15 protein-coding genes are annotated in these 14,797 nt (G+C 65.5%); 2 read left to right on the top strand and 13 right to left on the bottom strand.

What is annotated here, in order from left to right:
• Positions 1-40: 40 nt before the first annotated feature.
• The 6 genes from A6A04_RS05720 to pxpB all read right to left on the bottom strand — a co-directional run bounded on the left by A6A04_RS05720 (position 41) and on the right by pxpB (position 5,937).
• Positions 41-955 carry a helix-turn-helix transcriptional regulator gene (locus tag A6A04_RS05720; protein WP_068490818.1) on the bottom strand — a complete coding sequence of 305 codons (915 nt, stop codon included), beginning with the start codon at positions 953-955 and terminating at the stop codon, positions 41-43.
• A 174-nt stretch (positions 956-1,129) separates the two neighbouring features.
• Positions 1,130-1,597, bottom strand: coding sequence for a helix-turn-helix domain-containing protein (locus A6A04_RS05715; RefSeq protein WP_068490816.1), 468 nt, complete (start codon positions 1,595-1,597; stop codon positions 1,130-1,132).
• 189 nt (positions 1,598-1,786) lie between these two features.
• Positions 1,787-3,193, bottom strand: coding sequence for a homospermidine synthase (locus A6A04_RS05710; RefSeq protein ID WP_068490814.1), 1,407 nt, complete (start codon positions 3,191-3,193; stop codon positions 1,787-1,789).
• Positions 3,194-3,557: 364 nt separating this feature from the next.
• The gene (locus tag A6A04_RS05705) at positions 3,558-4,301 is read right to left on the bottom strand and encodes a 5-oxoprolinase subunit PxpA (RefSeq protein ID WP_068490812.1); all 744 of its coding nucleotides are present in this window, start codon (positions 4,299-4,301) and stop codon (positions 3,558-3,560) included.
• Positions 4,298-5,323 (bottom strand): 5-oxoprolinase subunit C family protein, encoded by a 1,026-nt coding sequence (locus A6A04_RS05700; RefSeq protein ID WP_068490810.1) that lies wholly within the window; start codon positions 5,321-5,323, stop codon positions 4,298-4,300. Before A6A04_RS05700 ends, A6A04_RS05705 begins: the two co-directional genes overlap by 4 nt.
• Positions 5,320-5,937 (bottom strand): 5-oxoprolinase subunit PxpB, encoded by a 618-nt coding sequence (pxpB, locus tag A6A04_RS05695; protein WP_068490808.1) that lies wholly within the window; start codon positions 5,935-5,937, stop codon positions 5,320-5,322. The genes A6A04_RS05700 and pxpB overlap by 4 nt, the downstream gene beginning before the upstream one ends.
• A 137-nt stretch (positions 5,938-6,074) precedes the next feature.
• Between pxpB and A6A04_RS23390 the strand changes: the two genes are divergently transcribed.
• Positions 6,075-7,754, top strand: coding sequence for a methyl-accepting chemotaxis protein (locus A6A04_RS23390; RefSeq protein WP_068490806.1), 1,680 nt, complete (start codon positions 6,075-6,077; stop codon positions 7,752-7,754).
• On the opposite strand, the gene A6A04_RS05685 is transcribed toward A6A04_RS23390, so the two are convergent.
• Positions 7,741-7,992, bottom strand: a complete 252-nt coding sequence (locus A6A04_RS05685) for a GIY-YIG nuclease family protein (RefSeq protein WP_245651086.1) — start codon at positions 7,990-7,992, stop codon at positions 7,741-7,743. The two genes, A6A04_RS23390 and A6A04_RS05685, sit on opposite strands and share 14 nt — an antisense overlap.
• Positions 7,993-8,115: 123 nt before the next feature.
• Here A6A04_RS05685 and A6A04_RS05680 point away from each other — a divergent pair, with 123 nt between their 5' ends.
• Entirely contained in the window at positions 8,116-8,556 is a 441-nt protein-coding gene (locus A6A04_RS05680; protein WP_068490802.1) for a response regulator, read from the top strand.
• Between the two features lie 138 nt (positions 8,557-8,694).
• Here the strand turns inward: A6A04_RS05680 and A6A04_RS05675 are convergent, their stop codons facing one another.
• From A6A04_RS05675 to A6A04_RS05650, 6 genes are all read right to left on the bottom strand, one after another.
• Entirely contained in the window at positions 8,695-10,344 is a 1,650-nt protein-coding gene (locus A6A04_RS05675; protein ID WP_068490800.1) for an AMP-binding protein, read from the bottom strand.
• A 21-nt stretch (positions 10,345-10,365) separates the two neighbouring features.
• The gene (locus tag A6A04_RS05670) at positions 10,366-11,031 is read right to left on the bottom strand and encodes a TetR/AcrR family transcriptional regulator (protein WP_068490798.1); all 666 of its coding nucleotides are present in this window, start codon (positions 11,029-11,031) and stop codon (positions 10,366-10,368) included.
• 17 nt (positions 11,032-11,048) lie between these two features.
• Positions 11,049-11,930, bottom strand: coding sequence for an SDR family NAD(P)-dependent oxidoreductase (locus tag A6A04_RS05665; protein ID WP_082914727.1), 882 nt, complete (start codon positions 11,928-11,930; stop codon positions 11,049-11,051).
• Entirely contained in the window at positions 11,923-13,110 is a 1,188-nt protein-coding gene (locus tag A6A04_RS05660; protein WP_068490797.1) for an acyl-CoA dehydrogenase family protein, read from the bottom strand. Before A6A04_RS05660 ends, A6A04_RS05665 begins: the two co-directional genes overlap by 8 nt.
• 4 nt (positions 13,111-13,114) lie before the next feature.
• The gene (locus A6A04_RS05655) at positions 13,115-13,933 is read right to left on the bottom strand and encodes an enoyl-CoA hydratase family protein (protein WP_068490796.1); all 819 of its coding nucleotides are present in this window, start codon (positions 13,931-13,933) and stop codon (positions 13,115-13,117) included.
• Positions 13,934-14,042: 109 nt separating this feature from the next.
• Positions 14,043-14,789, bottom strand: a complete 747-nt coding sequence (locus A6A04_RS05650; protein ID WP_068490793.1) for an SDR family NAD(P)-dependent oxidoreductase — start codon at positions 14,787-14,789, stop codon at positions 14,043-14,045.
• Positions 14,790-14,797: the final 8 nt, after the last annotated feature.

The raw sequence follows: 14,797 nt of genomic DNA, 5'->3' as shown, positions 1-14,797 counted from the left end.
TCACTCAGGGAACCGCCCTGCGGCGCTTCCGCTTCGCCCACTATGCCGACCCCGCCGCGTTCCAGCGAATGGCCCCGGTGCCGGTGATATCGTATCCGCCCAGCGCCGCCGCGCGGGCGGCGAATTCCGGCGTCCTGGCAAATGCCAGCAATGCCTGGACCGCCGGTTCGAAATAGGCCTGCCGGTCGATGACCAGATCGAAGCGCTCGCCACACAGCGGCACGAAGCCCAATTTCAACGTCTGGGCCACGGAGGCCACCGCCAGCCCGGCATCGGCGGTGCCCTCCAGGATGGCCAGCCCCATATCGGTCTCGCTGCGAACCGGGGTTCCAACCACCATGATATCGTCTTCCGACAGCCCGGCCTCGGCCAGCAGACGCTGGAACAGCACCCGGCTCCCAGCCCCCTGTTGTCTCAGCGCGACCCTGTGCCGGTGCTGCGCGAGATCGGCCACCCCGGCGATCCCCAGCGGATTTCCCGCCGCGACCACCAGCCCTTGCTGCCGCCGCGCCCACTCCACCAGCACCACATTGTGTTCGGCCAGCGCTTGGCGCACATGAGGGATATTGTATTCGCCGCTCTCCGGATCAAGCAGATGCAAACCCGCCAGCGCCGCCTCGCCGGCGGCAACCCGCGCCAGCCCATCGGCCGAACTGCCGGGCAGCATGGCCAGGGAGCCGCCAACCTCGCGCAGACACCATTCCAGCAAGGGATCATGGCTGCCGGCCACGACCATGGCGGCAGAACCAGACCGGCTGCCCGCCGATCCCTGGGCGCTGTTCCGCTTCAGCCAGGCATCGATCTCGATCTTGGGAAACAACCATTTCCCCGTCACCCGGGTGCACGGGATGCGTCGATCCTTCAGCAGTTCATAGACCTTGCGCTCCTTGACCCGCAGATATCGGGCCACCTGATGGGTATCCATCATTTCCGGATATTCGGAGGAGGAGTCCATGCACGACCGCCACTTCATTTAATTATTAGCAGAGAGTATCAAAGCCTGCGGCCAAGTCCATTCACCAAAGTCACACCACCCCCTGTCCACGGAAAGTTATCGCCGCATCAGGGGGGGGCAACAAAAAGGCCGGGGCAAGCCCCGGCCTTTGAAGCCATGGTCGATTGGGACGGATTACTCGCCGCCGGCAACCGCCGCCAGGGCCTTGGCGAGTTCATAGACCCGCTTCCTGACCTGGGGGTCGGTGATGTTGTAATAGGCGCGCACCAGTTCCAGCGTCTCGCGCTTGGTCATGGGGTCGGCCTCGTAGGTGGCGGGCTCGTCCGACAGGCCGACGGAGCCCTTGATGATGTTCACCGGGCTCTGGGCCTGGGTATTGTCGGACATGTCGTCGAAGAAATAAGACACCGGCACGTCAAGGACGCGCGACAGGTCGAACAGGCGCGACGCGCCGATCCGATTGGCGCCGCGCTCGTATTTTTGAACCTGCTGGAAGGTCAGGCCGATGGCCTCTCCCAGCTTCTCCTGGCTCATCCCCAGCAGCGTGCGACGCAGGCGCATACGGGCGCCCACATGCACATCGACAGGATTGGGGGCGCCACTTTCAAGCCGACCTCGCGTCGACACGTTTCTTTTGACCAAGATAACCTCACGTAGTCCAGAATTGCTGACAACATTCTAGCGGAGGTTCGGTGCGATGCAACTAGTTTTAGCATCTTCTCCTATACTATCGGCGCGCAACACTGGCCGTTGTATATAGGACCGGCACCCCTATCCGACGAGATAGGGGTGCCCCATGGAGAATTCAATGGCGAATGAGCGGAGGCGTGATCACAGGACCCGGACATTCTTGAACTGCCAGGGGTCAGAGGTGTCCACATCCTCGGGAAACAGCTCACCACGTCCCTGAAGAGGATTCCAATCGGTATAGACCCCGACCACCGGCCCGAGATAGGGCCTGGCGATCTCCAGAATGCGATCGAAATCGATCTCGTCGGGCTCCACCACGCCACGATCCGGATTTTCCAGCGCCCAGATGATCCCCGCCAATATCGTGGCGGTGACCTGGAGGCTGGTGGCGCTGTTATGGGGGGCCAATTCACGGGCCTCGGCGATGGACAGTTGCGAGCCATACCAATAGGCGCCCTTGGCATGACCGGCCAGCAACACGCCCAATTCGTCGATACCCGCGGTGATTTCATTGCCCATCAGGCGCTGGCGCTCCTGCATCTTCCAGTTCTTGCCCGCCAGTTCGTGCAGCGACACCACGGCGTCGTCGCAAGGATGATAGGCATAGTGAACGGTGGGTCGATAACTGACGGCATCCCCGCTCTTCACCGTGAAATAGTCGGCGATGGAGATGGATTCGCTATGGGTAATCAGGAAACCGTGGAACGGGCCTTCGGTGGGGGTCCAGGTGCGCACCCGCTGGCTGGCGCCGGGACGCATCAGATAGATGGCGCTGCCGCCGCCGAATTCATGGCGGCGCCCCTCGGGCGGCAATTCCTTCTCGTGGCTGCCCCAGCCCAGTTCGGCGGGCTGGCAGCCTTCGCCGACGAAGCCGTCGATGGACCAGGTATTGACGAACTCGCCCACCGCCTTGGGCACCGATCCCACCTGGGTGTCGCGCTCGGCGACATGGATGACCTTGACGCCCAGCCGGGCCGCCAGCGCCGCCCAGGCATCGCGGGACCGGGGAGTTTCCACCGCCTGCCCGGTATCGGCGGCGATGTTGAGCAGGGCCTGCTTGACGAAATGCGAGACCAAGCCGGGATTGGCGCCATGGGTGACCAGCGCCGTCGGCATGGGAATGCCGGGAACCCTCAGCTTCAGCATCTCCTCGCGGAGCGCGTAATTGGAGCGCAGCGACGGAGACAGGCCGGGGTCGGTATAACCGCCGGGCCAGGGTTCGATGCAGGTATCGAGGTAAAGCGCCCCCACATCGCGACACAGCTCGACCAGTGCCACCGACGACACATCCACCGAAAGATTCAGCAGGAAGTCGCCCTTGCGCAGCATGGGAGTCAGTCGGTCGCGGTAATCGTCGGAGGTCAGCGCCTTGTTGATGAAGGTGATGCCGTATTCCTGGGCCACCTCGCGGCCGCGTTCACAGGCCGTGATGATGGTCATCCTGGCCGGGTCGATGTCGATATGGCGCAGGATCAGCGGCAGGATGCCCTGCCCGATACTGCCGCAGCCGATCACGACCATGCGGCCGGAAAAGACAATGGTGCGCATAAAGGTCCTCCTCTTACCTCAGTCATTGGCCGGTCGAAGCCGACCCTTGAACCCGAAAACGACGCCCTCCACGCGGTCTCCCGGGAAGGAGACCGCGCTCATGCTCAGCGGCGGCAGGCGACCATGGTTCCGGTCGCGACAGCCGCCGTCACATACTCGTACTGATTTCCGGGATGAAGCCCATCTTATGGGTCACGAACATCTACACCTCCCTTTCGGGCGCCGACCCAACCCCGTCGGCTCTTCCAAAAAGGACGCGGTCGTCGTTGCATAACCGACAAGGGCCATAGGCACGTGCGTGTGCGTCACTGAAGGGGTATATACCCGCCATTTTTCCGCGATGCAACACCCGCCGAGGAATTTTCTATCCCAAGGGTATGATCTTGATCCCGGCAGACGCCAGCGCGGCACGCACCGCGCGCGCCAGGGCCACCGCGCCGGGGTCGTCGCCATGGACGCAGACCGATTGAGCCTGGCAGGCGATCTCGCGCCCCGAAAGGCTGCGAATCACCCCGTCGCGGGCCATGCGCAGCACATGCGCCGCCGCTTCGGCGGGGTCGTGGATCAGGGCATGGGGCGAGGAGCGCGGCACCAGATAACCCTCGTCATCATAGGTGCGATCGGCGAATACTTCCTCCGCCACCCGCAGCCCGCTCCGCCGCCCCGCCTCCACCAGGGCGGACCCGGCGGGCGCCAGCAGGATCAGGCCGCCGTCCACCGCCGCCACCGCCCGCGCCACCGCCTGGGCGATATCCAACTCCACCGCCGCCCGGTTGCTCAAGGCGCCGTGCGGTTTGACATGGGCGAGATGGCCGCCATGCAGCGCCACCACCCCGGCCAGGGCGCCCACCTGGCAGGCCACCACCGCTTCCAGCTCGGCCACGGACAGCTCCATGGCGCGACGACCGAAGCCCTCGCGGTCGGGATAGGAGGGATGCGCCCCCAGCCCGACGCCGCGCGCCATGGCGGCGGCCACGGTGCGGCTCATCATGGCGGCGTCCCCGGCATGGAAGCCGCAGGCGATATTGGCCGAGGCCACCACGTCCAGCATGGCGGCATCGTCGCCACAGCCCTCGCCCAGATCGGCATTGAGGTTGATGGTTTTCATGGCTCCTCCCCGCTGACCATGCCGGAAACCAGATTGGCCGAATAGAGCGCCGCCAGATCCAGCCCCCCCCCATCGGACCGCAGGGCGGCCACGGCGGCGGCCACCGCCTGTTCCAGCGTCCGGCGCGCCGCCTGGGCCTCGGCCAGCGAGACGGCCGAAAAGCGCAGCCGGGTTCCCGGCACCGCGCGGCCCAGCCGGGGCAGATCGGCGGAGATCACCGTGGCGATCTTGGCATAGCCGCCCACGGTCTGGTGGTCGGCCAGCAGCACGATGGGCTGGCCGTTGCCCGGCACCTGGATACAGCCCGCCACCAGCCCGTCGGACGGAATGCCCGCCCCGTCCCGGTGCTCCAGCCCTGGCCCTTCCAGCCGCAATCCCATGCGGTCGGCATCCTTGGCCACCGCATAGTCCGAGGACAGGAACAGGGCCAGGGCCTCGTCGGTGAAGCGATCCGCCTGCGGCCCCGGCATCACCCGGATGGGACCCGCGCCATAATCGAATGGCGCCGCCAGGAGCAGGCACGGCTCGTCCGAGGGATGCGGACGGCGGAGCGGCAGCACCGCCCCCGCCGACAGGGCCTTGCCGCCCAATGGCCCCAGGGCGGCGCGGCTATAGGTGGACAGGCTGCCCAGCACCGGTTCCAGGTCGAAACCGCCTTCCACCGCCAGCACCGCCGTGGCAGCGCCTTCCACCGCTCCCAGGGCGAGGACGTCGCCGTCGCGCAGCAGATGGGCGCGATCATGGTCGAGGCGACAGCTCTCGCCGTCGCGGGTCAGGGTCAGACGGACGGGACCGACCACCGCCAGCCGCGCCCCCTCGCCCACCACCGCCAGACGGGGGCCGAGGGCGCAAAGCTCCAGCCCGGCCTCGCCCGGGGCATTACCCACCAGGGCATTGGCGAGGCGCAGCGCCACCGGGTCCAGCACTCCCGCCACCGGCACCCCCTGGGCCTGATAGCCGAACCGCCCCAGATCCTGGACGGTGGTGTTGAGACCGGGGGAAACAACGCGCAGGGCGGTCATCGCGGCACGAACTCCACCCGGTCGCCCGCCGCCAGCAAAGCGGGCGGATCACGCTCGGCGTCGAACAGGGCGATATCGGCGCGGCCCAGCAGGTGCCAGCCGCCGGGGCTGTCCCAGGGATAAACGGCGCTCATGTCGTCGGCCATGGCCACTGACCCGGCGGGAACCTTCAGGCGGGGCTCGGCCCGGCGCGGCAGGCGCAATTCGGGCGGCAGGGTGCCCAGATAGGCGAAACCGGGCTGGAAGCCCAGCAACCGGACCCGGAAGACCGTTCCAGAGTGCAGTTCCACCACCCTGGCAGGCGTCAGGCCGCAGGCCATGGCCACCGCGTCCAGGTCGGGACCGTCATAGGTTACCGGGATGCGCCACAGCCGCCCCTCGGCCTCGGCCAAGCCCTCTGCCTGCCCCAACCGCTCAACGACCCAGGCCTCGACCTCGGCGCGGCAGGTCGCCAGGGGATCGAAACGGATCAGCACGGAGTCCAGGCCGGGAACCACCTCCACCAGCCCGCGAACACCACCGGCCCGTCCCAGCACGGCGGCCAGCACCGCCGGGACAGGACCGGCGGTGCAATCCACCGAAAAGGCGGCATCCCCCACATCGCTGATCCGCATGACGCCCCACCTTCATTCCCATCACGTGACCATCGGCTATATACTGGCTGCATCTTGTCAAGGATTGCAAACGCCACCAACTAAAGGCCTAGCTTGATCCTTTTCAAATCAAGACCAAAGAATGGAGGAGCTTCACGATGCTGGCGATCAAGGGTCGACTGATCACGCTATGGGCGGCGGCGGCCCTGGCACTCTCCGTCATGGGCGGCATCGTTTTGCATATTTACGCATCCATGGATCGCTCGGCCGAGGAAACCGAAAAGCGCATCAATGACCACGCGGTCCTGACCCGGTTGGGCGGCGACCTGATCCGCCTGACCCTGGTGGCGATGGATTCCATCATTGACCGCGACGAAGGCAAGATTTCTCCAGAGCGCCAGGCCATGATCTCGCGCCTGGCCACAAGCCTGACCGAGGAAGCGAAACGGGCGGTGGCCGTGGCTGATACGCCGGAAGAACGCGCCAAGCTGGTCAATCTGAACCAGGACGTTGCTGCCCTGATTGTCCTGATTGACAAGGATCTGCGGCGCGCCATCGAGACCCTTGCCGCCAAGGAGGAATTTGACCGCCTCGACGATGCCATCGACAAGGCCAGCGAGAAAATCGAGGAGCCGCTGGACTTCGTCATCAAGTCACTTGAGGGCGAGATGACAGCCGCGCGCAAGGAACAGGAGAGAACCGGAGACGCCGCGCTGCGTACCGGAGAGATCGCCTTCGTCCTTAGCCTCATCGCCCTTTCTGCCCTGTCACTGCTTGTGGCCGGAAGCATCGTCACGCCGCTTCGGCGCCTGACCGCCGTCATGCAGGCCATGGCCAACGGCGATACCGCCATGGAGGTTCCCGGTCGCGATACCCAGGACGAAGTCGGCAGCATGGCCCGTTCGGTGGAAGTGTTCCGCGACGGCCTCATCCGGGCCGACCGGCTTCAGGCCGAGCAAACCACCAGCACAGCCAAGGCGCAACAGGAGCGGCAGGCGGCACTGGCCGGAATCGCCGATACGCTGGAACGCCAGGTCAAGGCGGTGGCCGAGACGGTTTCGGCCTCGGCGGGGCATATGAAGTCCACCGCCGAATCCCTGGCCGACAGTTCTGATGAATCGGGGCGAACTGTTACCGCGCTGGCGGCGGCAGCCCAACAGACAGCGGGCAACGTCGAAACCGTGGCAGCGGCAGCCGAGCAGCTGAGCGCCTCCATCACCGAAATATCGCGTCAGGTCGCCACCTCTTCGGCAGTGGCCAACGGCGCAGCCAAAGATGTCCGCGCCATCAACGACCTTGCCCAAGGCCTGACAGAGGCTGCCCGCAAGATTGGCGACGTGGTGGGACTGATCAACGATATCGCATCGCAGACCAATCTTCTCGCGCTGAATGCCACCATCGAGGCGGCCCGCGCGGGCGAGGCGGGCAAGGGCTTCGCCGTTGTCGCCAACGAGGTCAAGCATCTGGCCAACCAGACCGCCAAGGCCACCGAGGAGATCAGCGCTCAGATCGGCGAGGTTCAGATCGCCTCCAAGGGGGTGGTCGATGCCATCGTCGGCATCAGCGGCACTATCGAGCAAATCAGTTCCATCGCGACCGGTGTCGCCTCGGCGGTGGAGGAGCAGGGAGCCGCCACCGCCGAGATCGCCCGAAATGTGCAGCAGGCGGCGACCGGAACCAGCGAGGTCTCCCATAATGTCGACCGCATGACCCGCGTGGTCGAGAAGGTCAGTGTCGGCGCCTCCGAGGTTCTAACCGCCGCCGACACCCTGACCGGCAACGCCTCGACCCTGTCGACCCAGGTGGACGGGTTCCTGCGCCAGATCAGGGGAGCCTGACCGCCGCCTTCAGCCGGGCCTTGAAGGCCCGGTCCTTCTTGATGGCGGCCTCGCGCCGCAGGGCGTCGCCGTGGTCGAGCGGTCCCTCCACATGGATCATTCGCCACGGTCCCTGCCCCCGGGTGAACTTGGCGCCCTGGCCGCAATTATGGCGCCGCAGGCGATCCTCCACATCGGTGGCAATTCCCGTATAGGCAACCCCACGCTCATTCAACACGACATAGACAAACCAAGTCACATTCCCTCGCCCCTCTTCGAAGGCCGTTACAGCCCATTCATACTGGAAGCATACTTTGCTTACATGCATGCCCTAGGATGGTGCCGTGGAGATATATCAGCTCTTCGGAGACATATTGTGGGAATGTCCGCACCTGTGTCGTATCGTGTGCTGATCGTCGATGACGATCCGGCGGATATCGAACTCGTGTCCAAGGCCATCGGACGTGGCCGCTTTCCCTGCGTGGTCGAACGGGCGGTAGACGGTGTCGAGGCCATGGAGATGCTGCGCTCCCCAACGCCGGAAAGCAGCCGGAAGAATCAGCCCGATCTGGTTCTGCTCGACATCAATATGCCACGCAAGAATGGTCTCCAGGTCCTGTCGGAAATTCGTTCCGATCCCTCGTTGCGGCATCTGCCCGTGGTGATGCTGTCCACCTCTTCGGCCGAGCACGATGTCAGCGTCGCCTATCGCTCGGGCGCCCAGGGCTATGTCACCAAGCCCATGGATGTGCGCGACCTGTTCGCCGCCATCCACGCGGTCGAGGAATACTGGTTCAACACCGTGCGGGCGCCCTGTCGCTGAGCCGTCTCCTCATACGGAATCCGATTGAAGAGTTCGTCATCCCGAGCGCATGCGAGGGATCTCCGCCTGCCCCCCCTGGTGTAGATTCTCAAAAGCCATGCCAGGATGACAGAAGGAAGGGATCAATCGGATTTCGCTTTATATCTGTCGCAGCCGGAACCGCTGCACCTTGCCCGTCTGGGTCTTGGGCAGCACCTCCATGAACTTGATGTCGCGCGGATATTTGTAGGGCGCGATGGCGGCCTTGACGAAGGCCTGGATGTCCTCGGCCAGCACCTCGCTGGCCCGCGAGGGATCGGTAAGCACGATGCAGGCCCGCACGATATTGCCCCGGGCCTCGTCCGGCACGCCGACCACGGCGCATTCGAACACCTGGGGATGGTCCAGGATCACCCGTTCCACCTCTTGGGCCGAGATGTTGTAGCCCGACGAGATGATCATGTCGTCGGCGCGGTCCACGTACCAGAACCAGCCGTCCTCGTCCTGCTCCATGATATCGCCGGTGACGTTCCAGCCGTTCTTCACGAAGGCCGACTGGCGAGCCTCGTCGTCAAGATAGCGGCAACCGGTGGGGCCGCGCACCGCGAGGCGCCCGCGCTGGCCTGGCGGCAGTGGATTATCGTCATCGTCGAGAATACAGGCGGAATAGCCGTCCACCGGCCGCCCGGTGGCGCCGGGCTTGGCAACATCGGGGGGCTGGCAGATGAAATGGGTCAGCATCTCGGTCATGCCGATGCCGTTGACCAGTTTCAACCCGGTGGCGCGCAGCCAGTCCTCATAGAGCTTGGGCTTGAGGTGCTCGCCCGCCGAGGAGCATTTGCGCAAGCTTGAGACATCATAGCGCCCGATGATCTGGAGCATGGCATGGAACGATGTGGGCACGGCGTAAAGGCTGGTACAGCGATAGCGTTGGATCGCCTCCAGGATCAACTCCGGCGTCGGTCGGCTGACCAGCACGGCGGTGGCGCGATAGCGCAGCGGATAGGTCAGGAAGGCCGCCAGCCCATAGGTGAAGGCGAAGGAGGGCGAGCCCACCACGATCTCGTCGGCATCAATGGTATAGCTGCGCGGCCAACAGTCGCACACCGCCAGGATATCGCGGTGGAAATGCATGGCGCCCTTGGGATTGCCGGTGGTGCCCGAGGTGAAGGTGATCAGCGCCACGTCGTCGGCCGCCGTCGCCACATTGGCGAAACCGGCGGGCTGTGCCCCCAGACGCCGGTCCAACTCGGCCGAGCCGTCGCCCATGGGCGAGAAATAGGCGACATGGGCCAGGTCGGGGGCCTGGGCGCGGGTCAGCTCCATCTCCTCGGCCAGGCTCTGCTCGCACAGCGCGATCCTGACCTGGGCCTTGGCGACGATATAGGACAGCTCCTTGGCACGCAGCAGCGACATGGACATGACGCAGATGCCGCCCGCCTTCAGCACCGCCAGCCAGCAGGCCGCCACCATGGGGGTATTGCCCGAGCGCATCAGTACGCGGTTGCCCGGCACCAGCCCGAAATCCTCCACCAGCACCCGGGCGATCCGCTCGGCCGTTTCCAGCAGTTGGGCATAGGTCCAGGTGCCGCCGCCATCGCCGCCGGTGTGGAAGTGGAACACCGGCTTGGGTCCGAAGCCATCGGCCACCGCCTTATCCAGCAGTTCGACGGCGGCGTTGATGCGGTCGGGATAGTGGCTCAGATGGTCGGCGGAATAGTCGAACACCGGCCACAATTCGGGCGGCGGCAGCAGTTCGCGGGCGAACCGATCCACATGGGCGGTGGCCCCTCCTCCTGGCAGACGCATGACGGACTCCTCCCGGAAAGCTTATGGGGCATTGTCGGCCGCCCCTTGAATCTTGGCCTGATGCCTGCGCCCCTTGGGGGTCAGCAGGGCCTGGGCGAAAAAGTCGAATCCCTCGGCCACGTACTGGTCGAGGTCGCACAGCTCCTTCAGTCGCCAGTGCTTCAACGCCCAACTGTGGGCGAAGGTGACCAGTTGATAGGTCACCAATTCCACATTGACCTCGCGCATCAGCCCCGCCTTGATGCAGTCCTTCAGGCAGGCGGCGATCATGCCGTTGGTCTCGATCTCCGAACGCTTGATCAACTCGCGGCGATCGTCGGGCAGCGACTTGGTGGAGCGATAGGCGAGAACCGTGGCCTCGCGCCGCTGGTCCACCACCCGGCAATAGGCGGAAATGGCGGCCCAGAACCGTTCCAGCGGATCGGTCAGCCCGCTGATGGCGGCGGGTATCTCCTGCTTGTAGGAGTCCAGCACCGACAGCAGTACCAGCAGCAGCACGTCCTCCTTGTCGGTGACGTATTGATAGATCAGCCCGGCGCTAACCCCGGCCTTCTTGGCCACGTCCTGCATGGTGGTGCGGTAGAAGCCCTGATGGGAGAACAACTCGACGGCGGCGGCGACAATCTGGGCGCGGCGGCGCTGCACCAGCGCCTCGTCCGTCACCTGGGCCTTCACGTCATGGGTCATCGCCGCACCTCCAATCATCACATGATCTCCCCGCCCGCCACCGCGATGCTCTGGCCGGTGATGGAGGCCGAGCCCGGCAGGCACAGCCACCCCACCGCCTCGGCCACCTCTTGCGGCTGGATCAGGCGCTTTTGCGGATTGGACGCGACCAGATCCGCCAGCGCATCTTTGCGCGTCCGGCCGGTCTTGGCGACAATGGTGTCGAGGGTGGTTTCGACGATCTCGGTCTCGGTATAGCCGGGGCAGACGGCGTTGACGGTGACCGGCTTGGCCGCCAGCTCGCGGGCCAGGGCACGGGTCAGGCCGATCAGCCCGTGCTTTGCGGCGCAATAGGCGGCGCAATAGGCCAGCCCGGTCAGTCCGGCGGTGGAGGCCACATTGACCACGCGGCCCCAGCCCAGCTCCAGCATGCCGGGCAGCGCCGCCTGGGTGCAGAGGAAGGCGCCGGTCAGGTCGGTGCGCAGGATGTCGTCCCACAGGGTCAGGTCGGTCTTGAGGAACGGTGCCGCCTTGGCGATACCGGCATTGTTGACCAGGATGTGGACGGGGCCGAGCCGTTCCGCCGCCATGGCGAAGGCAGCCTGGATCGAGGCGGCATCATCCACGTCCAGCGCGACGGCGGCGGCCGAGCCTCCACACTCGGCCGCCACCGCCGTCGCCCGTGCCTGATCGCGTCCCGACAGGGTGACGCTGGCGCCCAGCGACAACAAATGGCGGGAAATGGCCAGGCCGATGCCCCGGCCACCGCCAGTCACGAAGGCGTGGCGGCCGAATAGAGGTTTGCTTTCATCGCCCCTCAGGCGCCGGGCGGGCGCCTCCGCGCCCTTGGCTTTCGCCGCACGAGCGGCGTCGACCTTCGGCCGCAACTCCTCGCCTGACGGCTCGTCGGGTCTATCCATTGCCGAACTCCTCGTAGACCTTGGCGGCGATCACCAGCTTCTGCACTTCCGAGGTGCCTTCGTAGATGCGCAGCGCCCGGATTTCCCGGTAAAGCTGTTCGACCGTCACGCCGGACACCACACCGAGGCCGCCCCACAGCTGCACCGCCTGATCGATCACCATCTGGGCCTGATCGGTGGCGAACTGCTTGGCCATAGAGGCTTCGCGGGTAACGCGGCCGCCCTTGACGTCCTTGGTCCAGGCCGAGCGGTAGATCAGCAGGGCGCTGGCATCCACCGCCACCGCCATCTCGGCGATCTTGGCCTGGGTCAGCTGGTAGTCGGCCAGCCGGGAGCCGAACACCACCCGCTTGACGCTGCGGGCCAGGGCCTCGTCCAGGGCGCGCCGGGCGAAGCCCAACGCCGCCGCGCCCACCGTGGTGCGGAACACGTCCAGCACGCTCATGGCCACCTTGAAGCCCTCGCCGGGCTGGCCCAGCAGATTGGCGGCGGGCACCCGCATCTTGTCGAATTTCAGGCTGCCCAACGGATGGGGGGCGATGACGTCGATACGCTCGGACACGCTGAGGCCTGGTGTGTCGGCATCCACCACGAAGGCGGCGAGGCCCTTGGCCCCCGGCTCGTCGCCGATGCGGGCGAAGACAGTGTAGAAATCGGCCAGACCGGCATTGGAAATCCAGGTCTTGCCCCCGTCGATGACGTAGTGATCGCCGTCCAGAACCGCACGGGTGCTCATATTGCCCACGTCGGACCCGGCCTCCACCTCGGAAATGGCGAAGGCGGCGATCAACTCGCCCCGCCCGACGCCGGGCAGATAGCGGGCCTTCTGCGCCTCGGTGCCGAACAGGGTGATGGCGGCGCTGCCCAGCCCCTGCATGGCGAAGGCGAAATCGGCCAGACCGGCATGGCGGCCGAGAATTTCGCGGCCCAGGCAGATGGCGCGGACATCGAAATCCCTGGCGCGGCCACCATGGGCGGCGGGAATGCTGGCCGCCAGGAACCCGGCCTTCCCCAGGGCGCGGACCAGACGGCGCGCCGTCTGGTCCATCTTGTCGCCATGGGCCTCGTCCTCGGGGCACAACGTCGCCAGATTGGCCCTGGCCCAGTCTTCCAAGGCGCGGGCGAAGTCGCGGTGGGTCTGGTCGAAAAAGGGCCAGTCGAGGAACGAGGAATCGGGCATGGGATCAGTTCCCCTCGAATTTCGGGCTTTGCTTGTTGGCGAAAGCCACATAGGCGCGCTCGAAGTCGTTGGTCTGCATGCAGATGGCCTGGGCCTGGGCCTCGGCCTCGATGCATTCGCCCAAGCCCGCGCTCCATTCCTGCCACAGCATCTTCTTGGTCATGGCATGGCCGAAGGTGGGGCCGTCGGCCAGGGAATGGGCCAGCTTCAGGGCGGCGTCCAGCACCTCTTCCGAGGAATACAGGCTGTTGTAGAAACCCCAGCGTTCGGCCTCCTCGCCGCCCATGGCGCGGCCGGTATAGAGCAGCTCGGCGGCGCGCGACAGCCCGATCAGGCGGGGCAGCAGGGTACAGGCGCCCATATCGGCCCCGGCGAGGCCGACGCGCACGAACAGGAAAGCGACCTTGGACTTGGGCGTCCCCAAGCGGATGTCCGAGGCCGAGGCCAGCATGGTGCCCGCCCCGGCGCAGATGCCGTCGATGGCGGCGATGATGGGCTGCGGGCACATGCGCATGGCCTTGACCGCGTCGCCGGTCATGCGGGTGAATTCCAGCAGTTCCGGCATTTCCATCTTGGTCAGCGGACCGATGATCTCGTGCACGTCGCCGCCCGAGCAGAAATTACCGCCGGAACCGGTGATCACCACCGCCTTGACGTCGTCGGCATAGACCAGGTTGTTGAACAGGTCGCGCAGCTCGCCATAGGAGTCGAAGGTCAGCGGATTCTTCTTCTCGGGGCGGTTCAGGGTCAGGGTGGCGACCTTGCCGTCCACCTTCCAATCGAAATGCTCGGCCTTGTATTCGGCGGCCTTGAACTTACGCATGTGTCGCACTCCATTCTTGTCTCTGTTCGCGTCACCCCCGGGCTTGACCCGGGGGTCCATGGATGCCCGGATCAAGTCCGGGCATGACGAATTTCGGGAGCGGCGAGCCTCAGCCCACCATGGTGATGCCGCCGTTGACCGACAGGACCTGGCCGGTGATGTAGTCGGCGCGGTTGGAGGCCAGGAAGGCGATGGCATCGGCCACTTCCTGCGGCTTGCCGAAGCGGCGCATGGGAATGACCTTCAGGAAGGCTTCCAGGAACTTTTCCGGCTCCGACTTCAGCAGCGGCGTGTCGGTGGGGCCGGGGCAGATGGCGTTGACATTGATGCCGTAGCGGGCACCCTCGCGGGCCAGCGACTTGGAAAAGGCGATCAGGCCGCCCTTGGCCGCCGAATAGACGCTTTCTCCCAGGCTTCCCACCCGGCCCGCATCCGACGAGACATTGACGATCTTGCCCGCCTTCTTCTCGATCATGGCCGGGAAGAAGGCGCGAATCAGCTCGATGGGGCCGTTGAGGTTGAGATTCATCACCTTGGCGATGAAGGCGTCGTCATTGTCGACGAAGGGCTGGATATGGCCCCAACCGGCGACATTGCACAGAATATCGAGACGGCCCCTGGTCGCCAGGACATGGTCGCGCACGGCGGCGATATTGGCCTTGTCGGTGACGTCGAGGCGCACGAACTCGGCCTTGGCCCCCTTGGCGCGGATGCCCGCCGCCGCCTGCTCGCCCGCATCGGCGTTGATGTCGGCGATCAGCACCTCGCCGCCCAGATCCGCGATGGTCTGCACGGTGCACAGACCGATGCCGGAAGCGCCGCCGGTCACCAGGGCGACCTTGTCCTTGAAGTTCATGAGTGTTG

This window comes from Paramagnetospirillum marisnigri (genome assembly GCF_001650715.1).
Lineage (GTDB): Bacteria > Pseudomonadota > Alphaproteobacteria > Rhodospirillales > Magnetospirillaceae > Phaeospirillum > Phaeospirillum marisnigri.
This window is presented reverse-complemented; position numbering and strand designations above follow the sequence as displayed.